The sequence below is a fragment of the Flavobacterium cucumis genome (genome assembly GCF_900148835.1).
Taxonomy (GTDB): domain Bacteria; phylum Bacteroidota; class Bacteroidia; order Flavobacteriales; family Flavobacteriaceae; genus Flavobacterium; species Flavobacterium cucumis.
The window spans coordinates 699305-725491 of the sequence record NZ_FRYK01000001.1 but is presented as its reverse complement, the minus strand read 5'-3'; the positions used below and the strand labels follow the sequence as shown (position 1 = coordinate 725491).

General features: G+C 32.8%; 22 protein-coding genes. 10 read left to right on the top strand and 12 right to left on the bottom strand.

Annotated elements, in window-relative coordinates; genetic code table 11:
* Window positions 1–9: 9 nt before the first annotated feature.
* Window positions 10–930 carry a hydroxymethylbilane synthase gene (hemC, locus tag BUE95_RS03440; RefSeq protein WP_143165220.1) on the bottom strand — a complete coding sequence of 307 codons (921 nt, stop codon included), beginning with the start codon at window positions 928–930 and terminating at the stop codon, window positions 10–12.
* A complete protein-coding gene (gene hemA, locus BUE95_RS03435) occupies window positions 927–2183 on the bottom strand; it encodes a glutamyl-tRNA reductase (RefSeq protein ID WP_073581412.1) in 1257 nt (418 codons plus the stop codon). Before hemA ends, hemC begins: the two co-directional genes overlap by 4 nt.
* A gap of 232 nt (window positions 2184–2415) precedes the next feature.
* Here hemA and BUE95_RS03430 point away from each other — a divergent pair, with 232 nt between their 5' ends.
* From BUE95_RS03430 to BUE95_RS03410, 5 genes are all read left to right on the top strand, one after another.
* Entirely contained in the window at window positions 2416–3288 is an 873-nt protein-coding gene (locus BUE95_RS03430) for a helix-turn-helix domain-containing protein (RefSeq protein WP_073581410.1), read from the top strand.
* 103 nt (window positions 3289–3391) lie between these two features.
* Window positions 3392–4414: a ferrochelatase gene (hemH, locus tag BUE95_RS03425; RefSeq protein ID WP_073581408.1), complete on the top strand. Its 1023-nt coding sequence runs from the start codon at window positions 3392–3394 to the stop codon at window positions 4412–4414.
* 3 nt (window positions 4415–4417) lie between these two features.
* Window positions 4418–4972, top strand: a complete 555-nt coding sequence (locus tag BUE95_RS03420; protein ID WP_073581406.1) for a CopD family protein — start codon at window positions 4418–4420, stop codon at window positions 4970–4972.
* Between the two features lie 71 nt (window positions 4973–5043).
* Window positions 5044–6471 carry a sensor histidine kinase gene (locus BUE95_RS03415; RefSeq protein WP_073581404.1) on the top strand — a complete coding sequence of 476 codons (1428 nt, stop codon included), beginning with the start codon at window positions 5044–5046 and terminating at the stop codon, window positions 6469–6471.
* Window positions 6472–6481: 10 nt separating this feature from the next.
* Complete coding sequence (locus tag BUE95_RS03410; RefSeq protein ID WP_200778603.1) at window positions 6482–7264, top strand: enoyl-CoA hydratase/isomerase family protein; 783 nt, start codon at window positions 6482–6484, stop codon at window positions 7262–7264.
* Window positions 7265–7442: 178 nt separating this feature from the next.
* Here BUE95_RS03410 and BUE95_RS03405 read toward each other — a convergent pair whose 3' ends face one another.
* From BUE95_RS03405 to BUE95_RS03380, 6 genes are all read right to left on the bottom strand, one after another.
* A complete protein-coding gene (locus tag BUE95_RS03405; RefSeq protein WP_073581400.1) occupies window positions 7443–8087 on the bottom strand; it encodes an HD domain-containing protein in 645 nt (214 codons plus the stop codon).
* Between the two features lie 62 nt (window positions 8088–8149).
* Window positions 8150–9142: an acyl-ACP desaturase gene (locus BUE95_RS03400; RefSeq protein ID WP_073581398.1), complete on the bottom strand. Its 993-nt coding sequence runs from the start codon at window positions 9140–9142 to the stop codon at window positions 8150–8152.
* Window positions 9143–9144: 2 nt separating this feature from the next.
* Complete coding sequence (locus tag BUE95_RS03395) at window positions 9145–9879, bottom strand: lysophospholipid acyltransferase family protein (RefSeq protein ID WP_073581397.1); 735 nt, start codon at window positions 9877–9879, stop codon at window positions 9145–9147.
* Between the two features lie 86 nt (window positions 9880–9965).
* On the bottom strand, window positions 9966–10376 hold the full coding sequence (locus tag BUE95_RS03390; RefSeq protein WP_073581396.1) for a BrxA/BrxB family bacilliredoxin: 411 nt from the start codon (window positions 10374–10376) through the stop codon (window positions 9966–9968).
* Between the two features lie 102 nt (window positions 10377–10478).
* Window positions 10479–11618, bottom strand: coding sequence for a lycopene cyclase family protein (locus tag BUE95_RS03385; protein WP_073581395.1), 1140 nt, complete (start codon window positions 11616–11618; stop codon window positions 10479–10481).
* On the bottom strand, window positions 11618–13873 hold the full coding sequence (locus BUE95_RS03380; RefSeq protein ID WP_073581394.1) for a TonB-dependent receptor: 2256 nt from the start codon (window positions 13871–13873) through the stop codon (window positions 11618–11620). The genes BUE95_RS03385 and BUE95_RS03380 overlap by 1 nt, the downstream gene beginning before the upstream one ends.
* An 84-nt stretch (window positions 13874–13957) precedes the next feature.
* Between BUE95_RS03380 and BUE95_RS03375 the strand changes: the two genes are divergently transcribed.
* The 4 genes from BUE95_RS03375 (at window position 13958) to BUE95_RS03360 (ending at window position 16811) form a co-directional block, all read left to right on the top strand.
* The gene (locus BUE95_RS03375; RefSeq protein WP_073581393.1) at window positions 13958–14605 is read left to right on the top strand and encodes a metal-dependent transcriptional regulator; all 648 of its coding nucleotides are present in this window, start codon (window positions 13958–13960) and stop codon (window positions 14603–14605) included.
* A 2-nt stretch (window positions 14606–14607) separates the two neighbouring features.
* Complete coding sequence (locus BUE95_RS03370; RefSeq protein ID WP_073581392.1) at window positions 14608–15426, top strand: ZIP family metal transporter; 819 nt, start codon at window positions 14608–14610, stop codon at window positions 15424–15426.
* Window positions 15427–15483: 57 nt separating this feature from the next.
* Window positions 15484–15873, top strand: a complete 390-nt coding sequence (locus BUE95_RS03365; RefSeq protein ID WP_073581391.1) for a hypothetical protein — start codon at window positions 15484–15486, stop codon at window positions 15871–15873.
* Between the two features lie 104 nt (window positions 15874–15977).
* Window positions 15978–16811 carry an HAEPLYID family protein gene (locus BUE95_RS03360; protein ID WP_073582410.1) on the top strand — a complete coding sequence of 278 codons (834 nt, stop codon included), beginning with the start codon at window positions 15978–15980 and terminating at the stop codon, window positions 16809–16811.
* A 204-nt stretch (window positions 16812–17015) separates the two neighbouring features.
* Here BUE95_RS03360 and BUE95_RS03355 read toward each other — a convergent pair whose 3' ends face one another.
* From BUE95_RS03355 to BUE95_RS03340, 4 genes are all read right to left on the bottom strand, one after another.
* Window positions 17016–19235, bottom strand: coding sequence for a TonB-dependent receptor family protein (locus BUE95_RS03355; protein ID WP_073581390.1), 2220 nt, complete (start codon window positions 19233–19235; stop codon window positions 17016–17018).
* A gap of 254 nt (window positions 19236–19489) precedes the next feature.
* Window positions 19490–21592 (bottom strand): ferrous iron transport protein B, encoded by a 2103-nt coding sequence (gene feoB, locus BUE95_RS03350; protein ID WP_073581389.1) that lies wholly within the window; start codon window positions 21590–21592, stop codon window positions 19490–19492.
* 5 nt (window positions 21593–21597) lie between these two features.
* Entirely contained in the window at window positions 21598–21825 is a 228-nt protein-coding gene (locus BUE95_RS03345) for a FeoA family protein (RefSeq protein WP_073581388.1), read from the bottom strand.
* 98 nt (window positions 21826–21923) lie between these two features.
* A complete protein-coding gene (locus BUE95_RS03340) occupies window positions 21924–22619 on the bottom strand; it encodes an SCO family protein (protein WP_073582407.1) in 696 nt (231 codons plus the stop codon).
* A 128-nt stretch (window positions 22620–22747) separates the two neighbouring features.
* On the opposite strand from BUE95_RS03340, the gene BUE95_RS03335 reads away from it, so the two are divergent.
* Window positions 22748–26185 carry a T9SS type A sorting domain-containing protein gene (locus BUE95_RS03335; protein ID WP_073581387.1) on the top strand — a complete coding sequence of 1146 codons (3438 nt, stop codon included), beginning with the start codon at window positions 22748–22750 and terminating at the stop codon, window positions 26183–26185.
* Window positions 26186–26187: the final 2 nt, after the last annotated feature.

Sequence of the window (26187 nt, the reverse complement as noted above, 5' to 3'; positions counted from 1 at the left end):
GGAATAAAATTACTTTTTTAAATCCCGACGAATGCTTTCCATTAAAGTGCTTCCGCCGTTGTTTAAAATTGCTTCGGCACAATTTTTTCCGAAGTTTTTATAAGAATCAAAAGTACAACTTTTTTTGATTGTGTGTTTTTCTTTTCCGTCCAAAGAGAACAAAACGCCTTCAAAATCAATTTTATCTGAAGTAAATGTTGCCAAAGCACCAATTGGAGCCGTGCAACCGCCTTCTAGTGTTTTCAAAAATTCACGTTCAATGTGGGTAGAAATTTCGGTTTCGGAATGGTTTAATTTAGATAAGGCTTCTTTACAGAAGTTATCTTTTTCCATTGCTACGACTACCATCGCACCTTGTGCAGGAGCAGGAACCATCCAATCCAAATCGATATAATTTTCTGGTTTTAGATTGATTCGTTCTAAACCTGCTGCTGCAAAAACAGCTCCATTCCAATTGTTTTCTTGCAGTTTTTGCATACGAGTATTAACGTTTCCACGTAAATCCACTACTTTATGATTTGGATATTTATTTAACCATTGGGCTTGTCTTCTTAAACTTCCAGTTGCGATAGTTCCTTCCGAATTTAAAAAATCTAAATCCCCTTTGTGAACTAAAATGTCAAGGGTATTTGCGCGTTCTAAGACTGCTGCTTGTATAATCCCGATAGGTAGAGCCGTTGGTACATCTTTCATCGAATGCACGGCGATATCCACTTGGCCATTCAACATAGCAATATCTAATGTCTTTGTGAAAATACCTGTGATGCCTAGTTCGTAAAGCGGTTTATCAAGAATGATATCACCTTGTGATTTTACGGCAATAATTTCGGTTTGATAGCCTAAATCGTTTAATTTTTTTTGTACTGTGTGTGCTTGCCAAAGGGCTAATTCGCTATCACGAGTTCCTATACGGATTGTTTTGCTCATTATTTTGAAACCGTTTCTAATTGGAAAATTTTTTCAATCCATTCAATGCTTTCGTCTACCATGGTTTCATCATCTTTTAGATGATTTGCAAAGTGATTTGTGATTTTTTGAATGATTCTAGCCGTAATTAATTCGGCCTGTTCCTCGTCAAAATTAGCTAATTTTTTACGTTGAAAATTCAACTCTCCTTCTTTTATTGTATTCAGTTTTGCTTTTAAGGCATGGATGGTTGGTGCAAATTTACGTTGTTTGGTCCAAGCCATAAATTCGTCTTTAATCTCTTCAATAATAGCTTCGGCTGCAGGAATGTGTTTTTTTCTGTTTTCCAGGGTTTCATCTGTAATTTGTGCGAGTTCATCCATGTGAACTAGCGTTACCCCTTCGATATCTTTTACATTCTCATTCACATTCTTAGGGATCGATAGATCTAAGATTAGTAAAGGTTTTTTCAGATTTAGAATTGCTTTGTCAACGGTAGGATTTTGTGCTCCAGTAGCTACTACTACTACATCTGCTTTCTGAAGTTCTATTTGTAAGTCAGCATAATCTTTAACAATAACGTCAAGTTTTTTAGCCAATCTTTCTGCTTTTTCCTTGGTTCTATTGATTAATGTAATTTGTTCGTGCTTGGTGTGTTTTACTAAATTTTCACAGGTATTTCTACCGATTTTTCCTGTTCCAAAAAGTAAAATATTTTTGGAAGCAATATTTTCTACATTTTTAAAAATGTATTGAACCGATGCAAATGATACCGATGTAGCACCAGATGAAATTTCAGTTTCGTTTTTAATTTTTCTGCTTGCTTGAATTACAGCATTTACTAATCGCTCTAAAAAGGAGTTCGCTAGATTTAATTCTTTGCTTTTTACAAAAGCATTTTTGAGTTGACTTATGATTTCGAAATCTCCAAGAATTTGGCTGTCTAAACCTGTTCCAACGCGAAACATATGATTGATTGCTTCACTATTTTTATATACAAATGCTACTTTTTGGAAATCTTCAACGGTACCCTGACTGTTTTCACACATCAATTTTATTAATTGAAATGGGTGTTGAGCAAATCCATAGATTTCTGTTCGATTACAAGTAGAAGTTACAATTAGACTTTCAATACCTTCTGCTTTTGCTTGTAATAACAGATTGGTTTTGGATTGATCGTCCAAACTAAACTTTCCTCTCATTTCAGCATCAGCTTTCTTGTAACTTAGTCCCACTGCATAGAAAGTAGGATGCTTTGCAAATGTATTGTTTTCCATATGATGTACTCTTTCCTAAAAGTTTAACAAAATTATATTTTACCTTTTTATAAAAACAACGCTAAAAGGACTTTTTGTGTCGCTCAAAGATATTTTAAAGACAAATCTATCTATTTAGTATTATTTCCATTAAATTTGTAATGTATTCAAGGGTTGACTGTTTGTTTATGTAGAATAATTCTAAATAACAACTTAACAAATCAACTGGTATTATATACGAAAAAATATCGCTATGGGTTCTGTAGAAGAAATAAAAATTGAAAATGAATTTATTTTATTGCGTTTCCAAAACGACAATAATGAAATGGTAAAAATAGAAAAACCTGTTAATCAAGGGCTTATACAATTTCATTTTGGTATTAAAGGAAAGGGAAAATTTATTTTTAATCAAGGGAATTATGCTTTAGATTTAAAAGAAGAAAAGTCACTTTTGTTTTATAATCCACAAAAAGAATTGCCAATTCATTTAGAGTTAGCCCCTAATACTTGGATGATTTCAGTCATAATATCCATTAAAAAATTTCACGGTTTATTTTCATCGGAAGCTGAAAATATTCCTTTTTTGAGTGAAGAAAATAAAGATAAGAAATACTACAAGGAAAATGACATAAGCCCTTCAATGTCTATTGTTTTAAGCCAGATATTTCACTATAACTTAAACGCATTCATCAAGAACTTATATTACAGAGGAAAAGGTTACGAGTTGTTGAGTTTGTATTTCAATCGTGCTGAAGATCCTAATGCAGAACAGTGCCCGTTTTTGATAGATGAAGAAAATGTCTTAAAAATTAGAAAGGCAAAAGATATTGTTTTGTCAAATATGGCGGAGCCACCAGGCCTTCAAGAGTTAGCCGATTTAGTAGGATTAAATCTTAAGAAACTTAAAATTGGTTTCAAACAGATTTATGGTGATACGGTTTATGGATTTCTTTTTGATTATAAGATGGATTATGCACGTCAACTGTTAGACAGTGGTTCTTATAATGTTAATGAAGTAGGTTTGAAAATAGGCTATAGTACAGGAAGTCATTTTATTGCTGCTTTTAAGAAAAAGTTTGGCACAACACCTAAAAAATATTTAATGAATTTAAACACGAACATTTAGTAAAACCACAAATCATCAATTTCGTAGATACATAAATAAAGAAAAAAGTATTAAATTTTGTTTGTTGAAAATTAGAATAAGTACTTTTATAAAAAAATAGGATATGAAAGGAGTATTATTAGTAAATTTAGGTTCGCCTGATAGTCCAGAACCAAAGGATGTTAGAAAATATTTAGATGAATTTTTGATGGACGAACGTGTTATAGACGTTCCGTATTTTTTAAGAGCACTTTTAGTAAAAGGCATTATTTTGAATACACGTCCCAAAAAATCGGCCAAAGCCTATAAAAAAATTTGGTGGGAAGAAGGATCGCCGTTAATTGTGTTGTCAAAACGGCTACAAAATAAAGTTCAAGAGCAAGTTAGTGTACCTGTATCATTAGCCATGCGTTATGGGAATCCAAGTATTGAGTTTGGTTTAAAAGAATTACACGATAAAGGTGTTGATGAAGTTTTGTTAATTCCATTATATCCTCAGTTTGCAATGGCTACAACAGAAACGATTTTAGTGCTAGCTGAAGAGATTCGGAAAGAACAATTTCCAAATATGGAATTTACAATAATTCCTGCTTTCTATAAGCAACCGGATTATATAAGGGATTTATCAAATTCCATAAAAACGGCTTTAGATAATTTTAAATCCGATTATTTGTTATTCTCCTACCACGGTGTGCCAGAACGTCACATTAGAAAATCTGATGTAACTAAATCACATTGTAAAATAGATGGTAGTTGTTGTAATACACCTTCAAAAGCCCATGAATTCTGTTACCGTCATCAATGTTATGAAACAACGAAACAAGTTGCTGCATTTTTAGGTTTAGAAGAAGGTAAATACAGTACTTCTTTTCAATCTCGTTTAGGTCGTGACCCTTGGTTACAACCTTATACAGATGCTACCATTGATGGTTTGGCACAGAGAGGAATTAAAAACTTAGCTGTTGTTACCCCAGCTTTTGTTTCCGACTGTTTAGAAACTTTAGAAGAAATTGGTATGGAAGCTGCAGAAAGTTTTGAAGAAAATGGAGGAGAACATTTCTTGTCAATTCCATGCTTGAATGATAGTGAGGATTGGGTAAAAACGATGAGCCGTTGGATTGATCAATGGGCATTTCAAAATCAATAGAGAATGGAATTATACAATTACATAAAATCATTGCATTTAATTTTTGTGGTCACTTGGTTTGCAGGTTTATTTTATATTGTTCGTTTATTTGTTTACCACGCTGAAGCTAAACAAAAGCCGCAACCTGAACAAGATATTTTAATCAAGCAATACCAATTAATGCAATATCGTTTATGGTACATCATTAGTTGGCCAAGTGCTGTTTTAGCTAGTCTTTTTGCTTTTTGGATGTTGTTTTTTACCGAAGTTGGTCAAGTTTGGTTAAATCAACCTTGGATGCATGTAAAACTAGCTTTTGTTTTTTTATTGTATTTGTATCATTTAAAATGCCATCAAATTTTTAAGCAATTACAAAGTAATGATGTAAAACACTCCTCCAATTTCTTTAGAATTTGGAATGAAGGCGCTACAATTATTCTTTTTGCCGTTGTTTTTTTAGTAATTTTAAAAAATGCAATTAACTGGGTTTTTGGTGTAGTTGGAATTATTACTTTTTCGATGGTTTTAATGCTTGGTTTTAAACTTTACAAAAAAATCCGAGCAAAAAATAACAGCTAATTTTAGCACAATTAATGGATAGAATTTTAAATTTTAAGAACCTTTCTTTGCGTGTAAGAATATTTTTATCCATGATATTCTTAACGTTAATTGCCTCTATTCTTATAGCTACCGTTTCGATTTATCAATTTAGAAAAGAGGCTAGAGAATACCATCAAGATCGATTAGAACGGAAAGAAACGGCTATTGCTGAACACATAAATTATGTTTTGTTTACGGATAACGCAAAGAATTATTATTATCCACTTACGCCCGAGAATATTCCACTTATTTTTAAAGATAAAATCTATGAAATTTCTGATGTACATAGCATGGAAATTAATTTCTTTGATTTAAAAGGGAATTTATTAATTTCATCAAAAGCTATATTTAAATTGGATGCAGATAAGCCAAAAATAAATCCGTCTACTTTAAAAATTATTCAATCTTCTTTGGAGAAGCGTTATGTAGAATTTTCTAATGTCGACGGGAAAACATATCGATCTTCTTATTCCTATTTAAAAGATAATAAGTTTAAGCCTTTAGCCATTTTGAACTTACCCTATGAGGAAGACACTGAATTTTATGACAATGAACTTCAAAATTTTTTAATTCGATTTGGACAAGTTTATACATTCATGTTTTTTATAGCTATCGTTCTTTCTTATTTTTTATCGAGCTATATCACAAAATCTTTGAAAATTATAAGTGATAAAATGCAAGAAACCCAACTAAACCAACTAAATGAGAAAATTGTAATTGAAGATGGGAGTAAGGAGATTAATTTACTGATTCGCTCTTACAATAATATGGTGGATAAACTAGAAGAAAGCGCCACTATTTTGGCTCAAAGTGAAAGAGAACAAGCTTGGCGTGAAATGGCAAAACAAGTAGCACATGAAATTAAAAACCCATTAACACCAATGCGTTTAACCGTGCAAAGTTTTCAGAGAAAGTTTAATCCTAATGATCCCGAAATTTCAAAAAAACTAGACGATTACACCAAAACTATCTTACAGCAAATCGATACAATGACCGCTGTTGCAGGAGCATTTTCAAATTTTGCAACCATGCCAGCACAACAGAATGAAACGTTAAATGTAGTTCGAATTGTAAAAATGGCGCTAGAAATTTTTAATGAAGATTACATTCAGTTTTCGGCATTAGAGGAGGAAATTATTGCCAAATTAGATAGAACCCAGTTAATACGTGTTATTACTAATTTGGTAAAAAATGCTATCCAAGCTATTCCAGAAGAACAAGTTAATAAATTGATTTTTGTAACAGTGTTTAGACAAGGAGATGATGTGAAAATTGCAGTAAAAGACAACGGAAAGGGGATTTCTAAAGAAAATCAAGAGCGCGTTTTTGAACCAAAATTCACTACAAAATCAAGTGGAATGGGACTTGGTTTAGCCATTATTAAAAATATTATAGAAAATTATAACGGAACCATTACCTTTGAAACGGAACTTAATGTTGGAACTGAATTCTTGGTTTCTTTCCCAATAAATAAATAATCAAAAACAAATAAAGATGGAAAACATACTTATCGAAAAACAAGATGCAATTGCAATTGTAACGATTAATAGACCTACAAAATTAAACGCTTTGAATAAAGCAACCATTCAAGAATTAAACGATGCGTTTAAATCGTTGAACGAAGATAAATCTGTAAAAGCAATCATTGTAATTGGAAGTGGAGAAAAGGCATTTGTTGCTGGAGCTGATATTTCAGAATTTGCTAATTTCTCAGTTAAAGAGGGAGGAAAATTAGCTGCTGAAGGACAAAGATTGTTGTTTGATTTTGTTCAAAATTTAAGTACTCCGGTAATTGCAGCGGTAAATGGTTTTGCTTTAGGTGGTGGACTAGAATTAGCGATGTCATGTCATTTTAGGGTAGCATCAGATAACGCAAAAATGGGATTACCTGAAGTAACTTTAGGAGTTATTCCGGGTTATGGAGGAACGCAACGTTTAGCACAATTAGTAGGAAAAGGTCGTGCTATGGAAATGATCATGACAGCAGGAATGATTGATGCCGAAACCGCTAAAAATTATGGATTAGTAAATCATGTTGTAGCACAAGCAGAATTACTAGATTTTACAAAAGGAATAGCTACTAAAATTACTAAAAATTCTAGTGTTGCCATTGCAAAAGCGATTCAAGCGGTTAATGCTAATTATACCGATGGTGTTAACGGTTACCAAATAGAAATTGAAAACTTTGGTTTTTGTTTTGGAACCGAAGATTTTAAAGAGGGAACTACGGCATTTTTAGAAAAAAGGAAAGCGGAATTTCCTGGGAAATAAGATTTTGTTTTCAGTCATAGTTTTCAGTTTTCCTTATTAAATTTTTTAAATATCATTTTATTTGTTTTAGCCTACTAAAATTGATGTGAACGGATATCAAAAAAGTAACAAATCAAAATGAGATTCTTAATTGCGGTAATTTTTATTGTTACTGAAAACTGAAAACTGCGACTGATTGCTAAGCTTCCCCATCCCACTCCGCATAAAACTGACCTAAAAAAATCACCATAAAATCATGACGTTTTTGAGCGATTTTTTTACCAGTTTCAGTATTCATTTTGTCTTTTAGAAGTAATAATTTTTCGTAAAAGTGATTCAAAGTTGGGGATTCACTATTCTTATATTCTTCTTTACTCATATTCAAATTGGGTTGAATATTAGGATTGTACAAAGGGCGATTTTTAAAACCACCATAATTAAAAGCACGTGCAATTCCAATGGCGCCAATCGCATCCAATCGATCTGCGTCTTGTACGATTTCTAATTCTTTAGAGTGGAATTTCGCTTCAAAACGACCACCTTTAAAGGACATGTTTTCAATGATACTAATAATGTGATTTATCTTGTCGTCAGCAATATCTTGTAAAATTAAGAATTCTCTTGCTATTTTGGGTCCGATACTTTCATCACCATCATGAAATTTGGAATCTGCTATATCGTGAAGCAATGCAGCTAGTTTTACTACTTCTAAATCGCATTTTTCACTATCAGCGATGAGGAGCGCATTATTGTAAACTCGTTCTATGTGAAACCAATCGTGTCCTCCTTCCGCATTTTGAAGTTTTTCTTTTACAAAAAGTATGGTGTTGTGTATTGTTTTCATATGATATTTTATAAAAAATTCCAATTTAAAAGTAAAATTGGAATTTTGAATTTTAATGATTCTTATCTAGCTAAAGCAGGTTCAACCCATTTAAAAACATGACCCGTTTCAGGAATTACTAAACGCTCAGAGATTTTAATCATTCTTGCAGGTAATTTCATCAGGTAATCGCGAGCTTTTTCAGCTTCATCCGTTAATCCTGAAATTTTATCAATTTCCCATTTATCAATTAGCTTTTGCATAATATCAACATAGTCAACAGCTGTATACACACCAATTCGTTGCGCTGAATCTGAGAATTGTTCAAAAGCTGAGCTTATTTTTTGACCAGACTCTCTTAAGAAATGAGCGGGCATTACAATTTTATGTTTCATCATGTGATGAAAAGCCAACATCATTTCACTTGGATCTACTTTAAAAATTTGATTAACAAATTCACTGTAAGCTAAGTGATGACGCATTTCGTCTCCAGCGATCATGTTGCAAATTTTATGAAGTTTTTTATCGCCGTATTTTTTTGCAATTAAAGCTACTCGATTGTGAGAAACATAGGTGGCTAATTCTTGAAAACTAGTATATACAAAATTTTTGTAAGGATCATTGCTAGTGCCAATATCAAAACCGTCGTTGATTAAATGCTGTGTAGTAATTTCAACTTCCCGCATATTTACTCTTCCAGAGAGGTATAAATATTTGTTTAGTAAATCGCCATGACGATTTTCTTCACCGGTCCATTGACGAATCCATTTGCTCCAGCCGTTTCCTGCCCCCTCTTGGTTTACGCCTTCAACTTCCATCAGCCAGGATTCATAAGTAGGTAACGCTTCTTCAGTTATTGTGTCGCCTACAAGTGTTACCCAAAAATCATAAGGTAAATCTTTAGCAATCTCTCTTAATTCTTTAACTTCTTCAAAGAAATTTTCGTTTTGAGAATTTGGTAATAAATCCGTTGGTTGCCAAATTTTTTCAACCGGAATTAAAAATTCATCGACAAACGTGTCGATTTTTTTTTCTAGAAATTGCATTACTTCTAGACGAACATTTTGGATAGACATGGTTATATTTTTATGTATTCTTTAATTGTATTTTCTGTTTTTTCTACAAGCTCTTCAAAATTGTGTTCAGAAACTTTCATAGGCTTGTGTATGATTAGTTCTAATTTGACTCCTAGTCCTAAAGGGAATGTACCAAATTTAGTTATTTTCCATGAATTATTGATAGTAATAGGAAGAAAGTAAGCATCTGGAGCAAATTTATAGAGCATTTTTAATCCATTTGTAGCAAAAGGTTTAGGTGTTCCAGTTTTGCTTCTTGTTCCTTCCGGAAATATTACCACGGAATAATTGTTAGTATTTATTAATTCGGCTACTTTTTTAATTTCTGGTAAAGCTTGTTTTGGATCTTTTCTGTCGATTAAGGCGGAGCCTCCATATTTTAAATTATACGAAACACTAGGAATTCCTTTTCCAAGTTCAATTTTACTAATGAATTTAGGATGTGCTTTTCTCAAAAACCATATGATAGTTGTGATGTCATGTAAACTTTGATGATTAGCTACAATAATCAAAGGTTTGTTTTCAGGAAGATTTTCTATTCCTTTAATGTGGTAAGTTGTGCCTAAAACGTGAGCCGTTCTTACTAAAAACCAATTCAAATATGCCACACTTATTCTGTGTGCATTGTATCCAAATGCATTGAAACAAACCCATTGAATAGGATGAAAAATTAATAACCAAAGTAAAAATAGAATGTAATAAACTATTGATAATGGGTATGAAAGAATTTTTTTCATAAAAAATCAATTTTGACAAAAGTAAGCTATAAAATAAAAAACCACCAATGTTTTGGTGGTTTTTTAATAGCGCCAAAAATATTGCATTAGCAAAATTCGTTATAAGCGTCTTTTAAGTTTTCTGCGATTAATTCTGCTGGACGTCCCTCAATATGATGGCGTTCTAACATGTGGACTAATTCGCCATTTTTGAACAATGCCATACTTGGAGACGACGGAGGAAAAGGAAACATTTCAGTTCTAGCCGCATCAACTGCTTCTTTGTCAACCCCTGCAAAAACAGTGATTAAGTTAGCTGGTTTTTTACCCCCATCTAAACTCATTTTTGCTCCTGGACGTGCATTTCGAGCAGCACAACCACATACTGAATTAATTACTACTAAAGTAGTTCCTTCAGCTTTGATAGCGTTTTTTACGTCATCTGCTGTATATAAATTTTTGAAACCTGCATCTGTTAATTCAGCACGCATTGGGTTTACCATTTCTTCTGGATACATAATGTATATTGTTATAAGTTAACGAGCGACAAAGTTACAAAGTTTTTCGCTTGTAACAGAAAACCAATTCATAAAGATTTGTTATGATTGGATAGTTTACTCTTATTTCAAGATTCTACCAATTAACGCTTTCACAAATATCATTTTTGGGCATCTCCAAATGACTTGTAAATCTTCCCAAATTGAAGTTTCTTCGTCTAAAAATTTAAAAATCACGGTTGAATCACCTTTTTTAAACATCGATGAAAATATTTTAGAACCTAATTTGTTTTTCGAACTTAAAATATCTAATAGTAATAAATCATAAAACCAAAATTTATCTTTTTTATGAAATTTCGTAAAGTCGGATTCTGATTTTAGAAAATGAACTAAGGCTTTTGATTTTTTGGATGCGTTTTTAAAAGTATAACCCGTGCTTGCTTTGGTCCAACCGCCAGCCGAACCAATGTTAATGATGTTTTTCGTATTGTGTTTCCAAAACGGATAACATGTCATCGGGATATTTCCTTGTTCTTTTTCGATGATTTCGTACTCTGTTATGCCTAAATTTTCAATGTATTTCTGAATTTCAGCTTCGTATTCCTCTCTCAAAAGTAAGTCTTTTGAAAACAACGTGTATTCCAATAAAGCTTCATTTTTCAATGTTGGTAAAACATACATAAAACGTGTATTGCCTTTTTGTTCCACCGAAAAATCCATAAAAGTGGCGCAATTTGGAGTAAAAACCGCTTCTTTACTTTTGATAAACCAACCGATAAAATGTTGTTGAATTAGCGGGAATTTGTTTTGCGATTTTACAACTTCTGGATTGTAAATCGAATTGAAAATTTTGTTACAAGTGAGGGTTTCAGCTTCCGTTTTTACAACACAATGATTATCTAATTCCGAATAATCAACTACTTTTTGATTTAGAAAATGAATGTTTTTGTGTTCGGAAATCTTCTTAAAAATCAATTCATAAAAATCCAAACCATTTATTTTTTTGTACTGATAAGGTGATAGTTCTAAAATCCGATCGAATTTTTCGTTGGCAAAAATGGCTTGATTCCATTTTTTTGAAACGATTTCATCAAATGAATTGCTTTCATCCCAAAAACACCAAGTCCTGTCGTTTACTTTTTTAGTATTCTCATCAATTAATAAAATGGATTTTTCTTCAAATTTTCCAGATAGAAGCATTTCATAAACCGTCATTAAAGCCGATAATCCTGAACCTGTGAAAATGTAATGATAATGTTGCATTAAAAAATGGTGTATCGAATTCCTAAAAAAGCTCTAATTCCTTGGTTGGGCGCATACACATAACTTGGGTCAAAAGTTAGCGCGTATGGATTAGTTGGTGTTGCTAAAACATTTCCGTTGGTATCATATTCCACACCTTCGTCAAACGGATCGTTTGCTCTAGCTATTAAAAATGGAATACTTTTATTTGGCGTCCAATTCAAAATATTTTTTACACCTCCATAAAGTTCAAAACTACGAAATTTTTTATAAGTAAACTGAATGTTTTGCAAACTCCAAACAGGAGAATATTCGGGTCTTGGATCTAAATCACCTAAAATGGGTAATCGCATCGGTCCATATAAATTCCCAGTGTAATCGATAGCTAAAAACCATTTTGGAATATCGTACGTTATGGCCCAATTAACACTATATTTTTCCGTTAAAACAGGTTGAGTTGTAATTCCGTTTTGGACGTTTTTAGGTTGCATAATCGTAAAACCAAGAATAGCTTTTAAACCAAAAGGTGTTACTAAATCGATATTACCACTAATTCCTAACGTCTGTGCATAGCCATTCAAGTTGGAATAAATAATTTGGTTTGGATTGGTGTCGTAATCTGGAATAATTTGGTTGTTAAAATAGGTGTACCAAGCCGATGTTTCAAACCCTAAAAAAGTGCCGTTTTCAAATCTGATTTTCTTTAAATAGTTAAAATTGATGTTGTAAGAAGTTTCAGGCTTTAAATATTCGGTAATTATAACGTCTCTCGAACCCGTTAAAGCAGCGTGCTCTTCAGTAAATAAATTTACAATTCGAAATCCAGTTCCGGCATTAATTCGGAATACATCATTTTCGGTTGGATTCCATTTGTAGGCAATTCTCGGAGTGAAAATATTGCCATGATTGTTGTTGTAATCGTATCGAGTACCTAATAAAATATGATGTTTCTCAGCTAATTTAATTTCATCTTGAAGAAAAACACTATAGATTTTTGTTTGTTCTGCAGTTGTCGTAGCAGTTGTATTGTCGTTGTAATATTGGTAACGAAAAGCGGATCCTAATAACAAATTATGATTTTCTAATTTTTTATCCCAAGTATATTGTCCGAAAGCAATTTTTTGATCCGCCAAGTAAATTGTATTTCCATACACCGAATTTTGATCATGAGCAGTTACAGAAAACGATAAATACATGTCTTCGGTTGTTGGTAATTGATATTTACTCAAAAGTTCTACTCGTTTTGTATAAATGCTTTCTCCATAAACTTCTGAACCACCGCGATAGGATTTGTTCCATTGCATTTCACCACCCCAACGGTCTTCGTAAAATAATCGTCCTGCGATGGTGAATTCTTTGTTGTTTTTTCGATCGAAATTCCATTTATTGAAGATGGAAATTCGTTTTTGTAACGTTACATCTGTAAAATTATCTTTGTTATTGTCAATGGGCTGGTTATAGTTGTAATAATTGATACCAACTAAAGTTGTTGCTTTTTTTCCAACTGTACTTTTCCATCCTAAATCGACATTGTTTTCTAACCAAGAAGTTGAAAAAATATCAGCAGAAAACAAAGGGGCGTTCAAAGGTTTTTTGGTGATGATGTTGATTAATCCACCAACCGCTTCACTTCCATACAAACTTGAGGCTGGACCTTTTACTACTTCAATTCTATCAATTAACGAATTCGGAATTCCTGATAAACCATAAACGGTTGAAAGCGCACTTACAATTGGCATTCCGTCAATCGTAACCATTGTGTACGGACCTTCTAATCCGTTAATGTGAATATCGCCAGTGTTGCAAATGTTGCAATTGAGTTGAGGTCGGACACCATTCACGTTTTGTAATGCTTCAAAGACATTGGAAGTTGGATTTTTTTTCAGATACGCAGTGGTGTAAACCTCAACAGGAACTGGGGTTTCCATTCTTGAAACTGGTTTTAATGTTCCTGAAATCACTACATCTTCTAATGTGTTTGAATCTTCGATTAGGTTTAAATTAAGGGTTGTTTCGGTGTCTTCTGTTAGCGTTATTTTCTTTTTTTCGGGTTTAAACCCAATGTAGGAAACGGTAATTGTATAAGAACCATTAGGAATATCTTTGAATTCATATAAACCATTTTCATTGGTTTCCACTCCTTTTTTTAGTTCTTTTATATAAACAGAGGCAAATGCTAGAACTTCATTGTTAGCGGTTACTTTTCCTTTTATGGTGTTTTGTGAAAATGAGAAAGCAGAAAAAAGCAGAGTTGTATAAATTAATATTTTAAACATTTTAAAATTAAATTTAGACAAAACTAAAAATAAAACATTTACAAAACTAAAAAAACTTTATATATTTGTCAAAATGAATTGATTATGACCATTTCGGAAGAAAACTATATTAAAGTTATTTATCATTTGTCGTTGGTGTCTCCAAAAGGCGTTAACACAAACGCTATAGCAGGAATGCTCGATACCAAAGCGTCATCCGTTACCGATATGATGAAGAAACTTTCAGATAAAGATTTAGTAACTTACCAGAAATATCAAGGTGTTACTTTAACCGATAAAGGCTTACATTCAGCAAAAATGATTGTAAGAAAGCACCGTTTATGGGAAGTTTTTTTGGTGGATAAATTAGGTTTTTCATGGGATGAAGTGCACGAAATTGCAGAAGAATTGGAACATATAAAATCGGAACAATTGATTAATAAGTTGGATGCTTTTTTAGGGTTTCCAGTCGCTGATCCACATGGTGATCCTATTCCAGATGCAAAAGGTATAATTAAGAAAATCGAAAAGCAATTGTTATCGGAAGTAGAAATTAATGCATCATTTCATTGTGTAGGAGTGAAAGATTCTTCTACCGATTTTTTAAAATATTTAGATAAGCAAAAAATTGCATTAGGTTCGGTTGTAAAAGTAATTGACAAAGAAGATTTTGATGATACCTTAACCGTAGAAATCGATGGAAAACGCTTAACGATTTCCAATAAAATTGCTAATAATTTATACGTTCAATAATTATGTTTGATTCAATTATCCATTTTTTTGAGAGTATTGACCCTATTTTGGCGGCATTTTTGGCTACAACATTTACGTGGGGTTTAACAGCATTTGGTGCTTCGTTTGTGTTCTTTTTTAAGACCATGAACCGAGTAGTTTTAGATGGAATGCTAGGTTTTACTGGTGGTGTAATGGTTGCTGCTAGTTTTTGGAGTTTGTTGGCGCCAGCTATCGAAATGAGTCATGGAGAAGGTTTTTTAAAAGTAATTCCAGCTGCAGTTGGATTTGCTTTGGGAGCGTTATTCATTTTTGGATTGGATAAAATATTGCCCCACATGCACATTAACTTCAAAGAGACAGAAGGAATAAAATCGCCTTGGCAACGCACTACACTTTTAGTTCTAGCCATTACATTGCACAATATTCCAGAAGGATTAGCAGTTGGTGTTTTATTTGGTGGCGTTGCTGCTGGAATTCCAGAAGCATCAATTGCTGGGGCGGTTACTTTAGCTATTGGGATTGGAATTCAAAATTTTCCTGAGGGAATTGCGGTTTCTATGCCGTTACGTAGAATGGGAATGAGCAGAACAAAAAGTTTTATGTATGGACAATCATCTGCCATTGTTGAACCTATTTTCGGAGTTTTAGGTGCGGTTGCGGTTACTTTTTTCACACCTATTCTGCCTTATGCACTGGCTTTTGCAGCAGGAGCGATGATTTTTGTGGTAGTGGAAGAAGTAATTCCCGAAACGCAACAAGATAAAAATACGGATATTGCTACCTTAGGTTTTATAGGTGGATTTATTGTCATGATGATTTTAGATGTTGCTTTGGGTTAAGCTATAAATCTTTGTTAAAACGTTTTACATTGTATATTCGATGTTTATTTTTGCTTTATGGTACGATTAAGAAATAGAACTAGTTTTGTAAAATTCCTTTGGATTTTCATGGCGTTTTATTTCTTGAATTGTAGTGTAGATGCACCTGATGTCCAAATTTTTTCTCAACAAGAAAATCTAAAATTCAACGATCAAGAGAGTATTGTAGAACTTTTGGTTGAAAAAGTATTAGGTTTTGAAAACGCTATTTCAGAGCAAGATGATGTTGAGAATAATGCTCAAAAATCAACAAAAAAATCAATTTCTTTAGATTTTTTTGTTTTCCATCAAAATGATGGTTTTAAGTGTAATAACTTTAATTGGAATTCCAATGAAAAGGCCATTTTACAATTGCCATTTTTTGATAGTGTTTCCTTAGAAATTAATTCGCCACCACCGCTTATTTAATTTGATTTTTTACAAATGATTTTAACTCCAATAATGGAGTAATTTTTAAATGTCTATTATCAAATTAGAATATGAAAACAAACTATTATGTTTTAGTAGGGTTGATGGTTGCCCTTTTTACAATTCCATCACAAGCACAAACTGAAAACGAAATAAAAGACAGTTTGTATATACAAGAAGTTGAAAATCCAAAACTTCGACCTAAAATCTTACATGCCGAACCACTTTATATTGATTTAATTCGAGATTTAGGAGCGCGAAAAGGGGAAAAGGAATGGAATGTTGGTTTTGGTTTAGCTGATGCTAATTCGTATGATAGATACACTGCCTTGGTAGAATACGAATGGGCACCAATAGACCGTTTGGGTTTAGAAATCGAACTACCTTTTTCGTTCTATTATCCATTAGCAAATGATGTTCAAGCGCCAAATAGCAAACTTAACGGATTAAAATTGGCGGCCCAATATTCTTTTTTAGTCTCGGAAAAGTATAAAACTACTTTGGCAATTGGCTACATTCATGAATTTGAAATGACGGAGTTTAAAAATTATGATAGCGACCGATTTTTTAAAGGAAATCTATACAATCCTTTTTTTGTAGCCGCTAAAAGATGGGGTGATAATTTTCATACATTGTTGTACACTGGACCTGTTTTTGAGCATAATTTTAGTGAGAATTCTTGGCATACGAATTACCAAATCAATTCCAACTTTCATTATATGATTTCTGGAACGCGTAATTTTATTGGAATAGAATTCAACAAAGAAATTAATCATAATAACGATTTTGATATGACAATTCGTCCACAAATGCGAGTAGGTATTGCTGAAAATTTAATGGTAGGTATTGTAACTGGAATTCCCGTAAATAGAGAAAATGAACGCTTTAGTTCGTTTTTAAGATTGATATACGAACCAAGTCATAATAAGAAACATTAATTAATGACAAGCACAATCGTCGTTGCAAGGTTTTGATTTTTTTTTGCGTTTTTTCCAAAAGAATTTTTTAACCAAAAAACCTACGGCAATGGCAAGAGAAAGGTAAACTAAGATTTGTTGTGTATCCATAGTACAAAAGTAGAAAAAGCAATCTCAAAATTCATGAGATTGCTTTTTTTATTAATTTAAAACTAAGTGAAATTATTAAAATTGTGCAGCAATTCCAACAGAAGCACTAAACGGCATTCCAGGTCTTAATCCTGCTGGAACTCTGGAAACCAAATACGTAGCATCGAATAGGTTGTTAATATTTCCAGTTAAGCTGAAATGTTTATTAAACTTATATTTCGAACCAAAATCAACAACAGTATTATTAGGAACAGAAAATTCATTTGGAATGCTACCTTGACCAGCAATTGTTCGGAATTCTCCATTAAATCTTGCACCTAAAATCAGTTCAAATTTAGCGTGTTCTAAGGCAATCGAAGCATTAAATTGGTGTTTTGAAATGTATGGAATTTCATCTCCTTTTTCAATTTCACCCCAAGATCCATCTGAGCTGTCAAATTCGTTCACAAATTCAGTATCAGTTAAGGTATAACCAAAAGTAACAGGTAATTTAAATTTGCTTTCTTCTTTTAGAACTTGGTAGTTTAATAATAATTCAATTCCTTTCACATGTGCTTCACCTGCGTTAAATTGATCTAGTGTTCCAGAACCACCGCTAGCAGCTAAATCACTTCCTAATAAATTAGAATAGTCGTTAAAGTATCCTACAATTTCTCCAGATAATTTGTTGTATTTAAATCGAGTACCTAACTCGTAGTTCACACTTTTTTCTGCATTCGTTCCAGGAGTGTTTGTTGGGGGAGCAAAACCTTTATGAACGCCTCCAAAAAATGATAAATTGTTATCAATTCTGTAATTTGCTCCTAAACCAGGCAACCAAACCTTTACATGGTTGTTGTTTTCTGTTAAATTAACACCTGTTCGTGTTACATCATTTGTCCCATAATTTTGGTTTAGTAGGTCAATAGTTTCAAAACGAATACCTGGTGTTACCGTCAATTCTTTATATTTTAGTTTATACAAAGCATGAGCAGCTAGAGCACGAGCATAGGCAATTCTATTGTCTTGTGTTCCTGGAGTTCCAGCAGTTGTTAATACCATCGAACCATCTAACATAGCATAGCTGTCATTCCATTGGAATCTATCTTCGCTGTCTTTGTGATAACGAACTCCTACTTCTAAGTCATGGTAAACTTCCCCAGTTAAGAAATGAAAATCTAATTTAGTTTGAACTCCTTGAGCTAAATATCCTCTGTTGTTAGCACGAACTCGCAAAGCATTATTTGGAGAGTTTTGCGCTCCTGTTACATAGTCAAAAGCTAATGCATTTGATGTTGGGTCTTCTAAAATAGCATCAATAGCATAAGTTGTCCCACCAAATCGTATATCGTTTAGTTTATACCAATTTCTAGAAAATTTATTGCGGTAAGCCGTTGTGGTTATACTAAAATAATTACTTGTTTTTAAAGTATGTGTAACTGAAAACTGATTGTTTTTCGTAGTGATATTATCTTTTTCAGAACCTGCATAACGCATGAAAGGAGAATTATTGAAATCTTCTTCTGTTAAACCCAAATACGTTTCATTCGCGTCTTCATCTGCGTACACCATTTTAAATTCAATAGCATTGTAAATTTTACTCGTTGGTTTAGATTGTACTCTGAATTTAGCCATTACATCATTCTTGTCAAATCCCGTGTTAGCACCATTTGGTAAATTTTTAAATCCGTCTGAATTGTAATTTAAAAATTGGACAACAGCCCCTACCGTTTCGTTTGCAATTCCAACACTTGCAACAGTACGGCTGGTATTAAAACTTCCATAATCCGTTAAAAATCCTGCACTAAACTTTTTAGGAATCGCTGCCGAAACAAAGTTGATAGTACCACCCGTAGTAAAAGGACCGTACTGAATTTGGCTACTTCCTTTTAAAATTTCTACAGCACTCATACGAGCAACAGATGGGAAATAATAAGCTGCTGGTGCTGAATATGGAGCAGGAGCAATTAAAACGTTATCTTCCATTAGAGTGATTTTCGCACTTCTGTCAGGTGAAGTTCCTCTTAAGCTGATATTTGGTCTTAAACCAAAACCGTCTTCCTCATAAACATTAACTCCTGTTACTGTTCTTAAAACACGGTTGATATCGGTATAATTGAATTTTTGTAAATCTTCTGCCGAAATGTAAGAAGCTGAACCTGTTTTGTTTGCTGCTTCAAATTTACTTCCAATGATTTGGTTAGCAGAAATAACAACTTCTTTTAATTTTTTAACGCTGTCGTTTTTTGTTTGACTTTCTTGAGAAAATGCTATTCCTGAGATTATTAAGGCGAGTGTTACTATTATATACTTCATCTTTATTTAGATTAATTCTACAAAGCAAAATTAATCACTTTAATTTATTTAGACAAATTATAAATAGACAAATCATATTTTTAATTGAGAATTATAAATAAAGGAAAATTTTAATATTTTATTTTATTTTTTATAATAAACAAGTATTTTTTCTTGCTTTATTTTATGTTAAAATAGTAAAAATGATGTGTAAAATATATTTTTAAAAAACGTATAAAACATGATTTAAATCTAGCTTTATTCGTTCAAATCGTTTATTTCAAAATTTGAAATGCAATTAATGAAGTTAAATAAGCAAATCCACTCATGAAAACCAATTGAATTATTGGCCATTTCCATGAATTGGTTTCTTTTTTTACAATGGCTAATGTAGAAATGCATTGCATCGCAAAAGCATAGAATAACAATAAGGAAATTCCAGTAGCAAAATTGAATATTTTTTTCCCAGTTTCAGGATGTACCTCAGCAGCCATTCTCTTTTTTATTGTGGTTTCTTCTTCACTGTGACTCCCAACACTGTATATAGTAGCTAAAGTTCCTACGAAAACTTCGCGAGCTGCGAACGAACTCACTACTGCAATCCCAATTTTCCAATCATATCCAAGAGGGCGAATCACGGGTTCAATAGCTTTTCCCATGTAACCAATATAAGAATTTTCTAGTTTGAAAGAGTTTACTTGATCTTCAAATTCTTCAGAAGTTATGGTTTTGTTTTTATTTTGTTCGGTTACTATTTTTTCAGCATTGTTAAAATCATCACTTAATCCGTGTGAACCTAAAAACCATAATATAACAGACAATGCCAAAATAATTTTACCAGCACCAAAAACAAAAGCTTTGGTTTTTTCTATAACGTTTATCCCAACATTCTTAAATAGCGGAATTTTATAACTTGGCATTTCAACTACGAAATACGATTTGGCATTTAGTTTTAAAAATTTATTCAATAAATAAGCAGAGAAAATGGCCATTCCAAAACCTAATAAATACAGGGCCATTAAGGTTAATCCTTGTAAACTCAGAAATCCTAAGACTCTTTTTTCGGGTATAATTAAGGAAATTAAAATTGCATAAACGGGTAATCTCGCAGAACACGTAGTGAAAGGTGTGACTAAAATTGTAATTAATCGTTCTTTCCAATTCTCAATGTTTCGCGCACTCATTATCGCTGGAATGGCACAAGCTGTTCCTGAAATTAAAGGAACAATACTTTTTCCAGATAAGCCAAATTTGCGCATGATCTTGTCCATCAAAAATACTACGCGACTCATGTAGCCACTTTCTTCCAAGACGGAAATGAATAAGAATAAAAAAGCAATTTGAGGAATGAAAATCACAATACCCCCAATTCCTGGAATTAGTCCTTCACTGATTAAATTGGTAAATTCTCCAGCTGGAAGATATTCTTTGGCAAGCGAACTCAAATTGGCAAAAGTTTCATCGATGTAATCCATTGGAATACTACTCCAATCAAATAAAAACTGAAAAATCAACATTAAAATTCCGAAGAAAATAATGTATCCAAAAACTTTGTGCGTTAAAATACGGTCAATTTTTGCTCTAATATCAGTTGCTTTAGAAACATCAATTTTTTGACCTAGTTTAAGAGTATCGTTGATAAATTGATAACGTTTTATAGTTTCTTTTTGTTGTAATTTTTTCAAATCGGAATGCGATTTGGTAAAGGAACTTTTGATTTCGTTTCGATCTAAATTCAAAAAGTTAACATCCTGAGTAATTACTAACCAAAGCTTGTATAACAACTGATTTGGAAAGGCTCTTCTTAAATTGTTGAAATAGTCTGGATCAATAGAAGATGCATTCAAACACGGTTCGGTTGAAAGCGTTTCATAATTGAGAATTAAGTTTTTTAGGTTGTCAATTCCGATTTTTTTGCGAGAACTAATTAAAGCAATCTTTGTTTTTAATTCTTTTTCTAAAACGGGAATATCTAATTCAATTCCTTTCAACTCCATTCTATCCGCCATATTAATGACTAAAATAGTTGGAATTTCTAAATCTTTAATTTGGGTAAAAAGAAGTAAGTTTCGTTTTAAATTTTCCACTTCGGTCACTACAACGGCTACATCTGGAAAATCTTCGTCGTTTTTATTCAGTAACAATTCAATCACCACATTTTCATCAATAGAACTTGCGTTTAAGCTGTAAGTTCCAGGTAAATCAATGATTTTAGCTTTTGTGGTTTCATTTAATTTACATACCCCTTGTTTTTTCTCAACGGTGATTCCAGGATAATTTCCCACTTGTTGATTTAATCCTGTTAATTCATTAAAAACCGATGTTTTGCCCACATTTGGGTTTCCAATTAAAGCAACTTTGATAGGATTTTTATTCATGAGAATTACAATTTGGCAACAATGATTTCTTTAGCCGTTTCTAGTCGGATGGCTACATGGGAATCATTTACATTAAAGTATAAAGGATCACCGAAAGGTGCAACTTGAATTAAAGTAATGGAATTTCCAGGCAAACATCCCATTTCTAGTAATTTCAGTGGGATTTCATCTAGGTTTATTGAAGTTATTTTAGCAACTTCTCCAATTTTAAGTTCAGAAGAACAAATTTCCATTTCCTTATTTAGATTGAATTAAAATACAAAAGTAAAAATTATAATCGGACAAAAATTGATTTTTATCATAATTAGCAAATTTAAACATGAATTTAACATTATTGATTTTCGCAAAGCCATAATATATCTTCCAAAAGTTGTTTCATATTTTTTGTTTGTGTGTCATCTGTGGATTCATCCAAGTTGGTGCCGTCATAGAAACCTCGAATGCGTTTGTTCTTATCTATTAAAATAAAGTTTTCAGTATGAACCATATCATATAGTTCTTCTGGTTTACCTGTTTTTACCGCTAAATACGATTTTCGAGCTAAATAATAGATGTCTTTTTTATCGCCAGTTACTAAATTCCAATGTGAATCCTCAACTCCTTTTTCAATGGCATACTTTTTTAAAACTTCAGGGGTGTCGATATCTGGAGTAACAGAAAATGACAATAGTTTTACTTCTGGATTATTCCTCAATTGGTTTTGCAACCAAACCATGTTATCGGTCATTTTGGGACAAATAGTAGGGCACGTGGTAAAAAAGAAATCGGCTACATAAATGGTGTTTTCGTAGTCTTTTTGCGTAATTATTTTTCCGTTTTGATTGGTAAAAGCAAAGTCAGCTATTTTATGATCATTACCAATATGTTGGACTGTGGAATCCACTAATTCCGGATTAATATCTCTTGGCGAATAAATAGGGAGCATTTTTTTTGGGGAAAGCAAACTGTAAATACCAAAATATATTAATAAAGAGAGTATACCAAAAACAATAAAAAACTTTTTATAAGGCGCAAGAAAATCTAGCATATTTTTTTTTACAAAATTAATCATAAATCAAATGGCTTTTGTTAAAACGACAATAGAGATTTGTTAAAATTATAATATGTTGATTTTCTTAGTTATATTTGTAATATGACAATTGATTATAAAAATTTATGGTAAAATATTACTTAGTCTTAAGTGTTTTGTGTTCCTTTTTGGGATTTTCACAATTTAATTCTGCTGCTCCTTGGATGAATAATCAAAATGGTAATGAGTTTGAAAGGAAAAAAGAATTGTCTATTCAGGAAATTTCTTCAAGATTTAACGAATTTTGGAAAACTCGTGATAGAAGTGTTAGGGGGTCTGGTCATAATCCTTATAAAAGATGGGAACACCATTGGAAAAATAAAGTGAATGAGCAAGGGTATTTGATTTCTCCGCAAGAGTTGTGGTCGGCATGGAATCAAAAAAATAGTCAGAGAACTACAAGAAATACCACGTTTGCTTCACCAGTCAGTAATTGGCAACCCGTAGGGCCGTTTTCTCATGTAAACACGGGCTCTTGGTCATCAGGTCAAGGAAGGGTTAATATTGTTGCCGTTGATCCTAATAATCCCAACACAATATATTTAGGTGCACCGGCTGGAGGTATTTGGAAATCTGTTAACGCTGGTGTTGATTGGATTCCACTAACGGACGCATTGCCTCAAATTGGAGTGTCAGGAATTGCGATTGATCCAACCAATTCCAATGTGATTTATATTGCTACGGGAGATAAAGACGCAGGCGATTCATATTCTGTTGGAATTTTTAAATCTACAGACGGAGGATTGAGTTGGGCAGCGACTGGTCTAACATTCTCAAGCGCAAATTCAAGAGCTGGGGATATTATTATACATCCAACAAACAATCAGATTTTGTGGTGTGCAACTAGTAATGGTATTTATAAAACTACAAATGCAGGATTGAATTGGAGTATCGTTAAATCGGGAAACTTTTCACAAGGTAATATTCGATTAAAACCTAATAACTCAAATGTAATTTATGCTACTGGAAGAACAAGTGAAATAATTGGTGGAGAATCCATAACCACATTTAGATTTTATATTTCAACAGATTCGGGAGATACGTTTAATTATGTACAGTCTAATTTACCCAGTATTTCTGGAAGATTAGTTATGGATGTTACACCAGCGAATCCTAATTACATTTATATCTTAAGCGCAGGTATTTCACCTGATTACAGTTTTCAAGGTGTTTTTAGATCTACTGATGGTGGTGTGACTTTTGTGGAAAGAAATTCGGTGACTAACGTTCTCGAATCTAATCAGGCTTGGTTTGACTTAGCAATAGCTGTTTCTGATGTAAATGCTGAAGAGATTTATACAGGGTGTTTAAATGTTTGGAAATCTACAAATGGGGGGACTAACATGAGTAGATTAAACAATTGGAGTTCGCCAACCGCACCTTCATACACGCATGCAGACATTCATTATTTGGGTTTTCAGGCTGGGAAATTGTATTGTGGTAGCGATGGAGGAATTTATGTATCACAAAACGGAGGTGCAAATTTTACAGATTTAACTGCAACAGCACAGATAAGTCAGTATTACAAAATTGCAGTTTCTAAGCAATCTAGCGGAAACATGGTAGGCGGTTTACAAGATAATGGGGGTTATGCATACAGTGGAGAGCAATGGAAAAATTTCTACGGTGCAGATGGAATGGATACGGCAATCGATCCAAACAATCAAAACCTTTATTATGGTTTTATTCAATATGGAGGAACAATGTATATTAGTACTAATGGTGGTAACAGTAGATCAGGTTCAGTAGCTTCACCTGGAGGGATAGATGGTAATTGGGTAACACCCTTGGTTGTTAATTCGACTGGAGAGCTATTTTCAGGATTTAACTTTTTGTACAAATTATCGGGTACCACTTGGCAGCAATTAAATAGTGTTCAAACGGGTTCAGGAAATATTGATTATATTGAAATAGATCCAACAAATGATACTATTATATACATCGCCAATGGAACAGGTTTATATAAGAGTAATGATGGAGGTTTAAATTTTTCTCAAGTTTACACTGCATCTAGTTCAATTTCATCGGTTGAGGTTAATCATTCTAATAACAGTATAGTTTATCTAACAACAGCAGGTTTAACGGGAAGGGTTTTGAAATCTTTAGATGGTGGTAATACCTTTACAAATATTTCATCAGGCTTGCCCAATATAGGAAAAAACATCATCGTTCATCAATCTAGACATTCTCAAAATCCACTATTTTTAGGAACAAGTTTAGGTGTCTACTATCTAGATGATACAATGATAAATTGGGAGCCATTTGACATGAATTTACCAAATGTTTCCGTTGAGGACTTAGAAATTAATACCGAGGATGCTAAATTAATAGCTGCTACTTATGGAAGAGGCGTTTGGCAGACAGCAATTCCTGTTGAAATTCCAGAAAATGATTTAAAATTTGTTGCAATCCAAAATCCGGGACTTGAAATAAATTGTGATGGCAGTGTTACTCCAATTGTGGAGGTAAAAAATAATGGGAGTACTGCCGTATCGCAGGTCACGACAGATTATAATATTGATGGAACGAATTACAATTTTGTTTGGAATGGTTCTATAACATCTGGATCTTCAACATTAATAGCACTACCTTCAGTAAATTTAGCAAGAGGAATTCATACCATCAGTGTATCATCATCAATTGCAAATGACGCTTTTTCTGATAATAATACAGGACTAACGCAATTTTACGTTAATGACTCAGGTTCAGTGGGGGTTGTCAACACTTTCACAAATGCATCTGATGAACTAATTTCATATAATGAAGGAGCTACGGGTTCTTTATGGACAAGAGGAATTAGAAGTTCTGGAGCAATGAGTTCAGACGGAAATTTTGTTTATACAACTAATTTATCAAGAAATTATCCAAACGAAACTAAATCCTATTTAGTTTCACAATGTTATAATTTATCAAATGTAGTTAATCCTCAGATTAGCTTTAAAATGAAGTTCAATTTAGAGCTAAATTGGGATGTGGTTTATGTAGAATATTCTACAGACTTTGGTGCTTCTTGGAATGTTTTAGGAACAGCTGTTCCAGGATGGTACAATAGTGATAGGACTTCTGCCACTTCAGGTGAAGATTGTTTTAATTGTCCCGGAGCACAATGGACTGGTATCGACACTACGGTTAGGACGTATTCATACCCACTTTTGAGTTTAAATACAGAAACAAATGTCATTTTCAGAATTGTATTTCATTCCGACGAAGCGGTTGGCGCTGAAGGGGTTAATATTGATGATTTTGTAATAAATGGCACACTTTCTAATCAAAGCTTTGAAATGGATAATATTTTATTATATCCCAATCCATCAAAAGGCATTTTTAATTTAGTTACAGGAGCAAATGAAGTTTCAGCAATTGAAGTTTATGATGTGACTGGGAAAGTTATTTTATCAAAAAATGATGTTAGCAATTCTAATGCTCAAATCTCAATTGATTTAACTTCTGCATCTCTAGGGATTTATTTTGTTAAAATAACAGCTAATAATCAATCAATAGTAAAACGAATAATAAAAGAGTAAAT

Coding starts and splice junctions, on each gene's coding strand:
- BUE95_RS03370 (WP_073581392.1), top strand. CDS start 14,608: ATGTTTGATTCAATTATCCATTTTTTTGAGAGTATTGACCCTATTTTG.
- hemH (WP_073581408.1), top strand. CDS start 3,392: ATGAAAGGAGTATTATTAGTAAATTTAGGTTCGCCTGATAGTCCAGAA.
- BUE95_RS03365 (WP_073581391.1), top strand. CDS start 15,484: ATGGTACGATTAAGAAATAGAACTAGTTTTGTAAAATTCCTTTGGATT.
- BUE95_RS03340 (WP_073582407.1), bottom strand. CDS start 22,619: ATGCTAGATTTTCTTGCGCCTTATAAAAAGTTTTTTATTGTTTTTGGT.
- feoB (WP_073581389.1), bottom strand. CDS start 21,592: ATGAATAAAAATCCTATCAAAGTTGCTTTAATTGGAAACCCAAATGTG.
- BUE95_RS03405 (WP_073581400.1), bottom strand. CDS start 8,087: ATGAAAACAATACACAACACCATACTTTTTGTAAAAGAAAAACTTCAA.
- BUE95_RS03390 (WP_073581396.1), bottom strand. CDS start 10,376: ATGTATCCAGAAGAAATGGTAAACCCAATGCGTGCTGAATTAACAGAT.
- BUE95_RS03395 (WP_073581397.1), bottom strand. CDS start 9,879: ATGAAAAAAATTCTTTCATACCCATTATCAATAGTTTATTACATTCTA.
- hemA (WP_073581412.1), bottom strand. CDS start 2,183: ATGGAAAACAATACATTTGCAAAGCATCCTACTTTCTATGCAGTGGGA.
- BUE95_RS03400 (WP_073581398.1), bottom strand. CDS start 9,142: ATGTCTATCCAAAATGTTCGTCTAGAAGTAATGCAATTTCTAGAAAAA.
- BUE95_RS03355 (WP_073581390.1), bottom strand. CDS start 19,235: ATGAAGTATATAATAGTAACACTCGCCTTAATAATCTCAGGAATAGCA.
- BUE95_RS03360 (WP_073582410.1), top strand. CDS start 15,978: ATGGTTGCCCTTTTTACAATTCCATCACAAGCACAAACTGAAAACGAA.
- BUE95_RS03345 (WP_073581388.1), bottom strand. CDS start 21,825: ATGGAAATTTGTTCTTCTGAACTTAAAATTGGAGAAGTTGCTAAAATA.
- BUE95_RS03415 (WP_073581404.1), top strand. CDS start 5,044: ATGATATTCTTAACGTTAATTGCCTCTATTCTTATAGCTACCGTTTCG.
- BUE95_RS03385 (WP_073581395.1), bottom strand. CDS start 11,618: ATGCAACATTATCATTACATTTTCACAGGTTCAGGATTATCGGCTTTA.
- BUE95_RS03375 (WP_073581393.1), top strand. CDS start 13,958: ATGACCATTTCGGAAGAAAACTATATTAAAGTTATTTATCATTTGTCG.
- BUE95_RS03380 (WP_073581394.1), bottom strand. CDS start 13,873: ATGTTTAAAATATTAATTTATACAACTCTGCTTTTTTCTGCTTTCTCA.
- BUE95_RS03430 (WP_073581410.1), top strand. CDS start 2,416: ATGGGTTCTGTAGAAGAAATAAAAATTGAAAATGAATTTATTTTATTG.
- BUE95_RS03420 (WP_073581406.1), top strand. CDS start 4,418: ATGGAATTATACAATTACATAAAATCATTGCATTTAATTTTTGTGGTC.
- BUE95_RS03335 (WP_073581387.1), top strand. CDS start 22,748: ATGGTAAAATATTACTTAGTCTTAAGTGTTTTGTGTTCCTTTTTGGGA.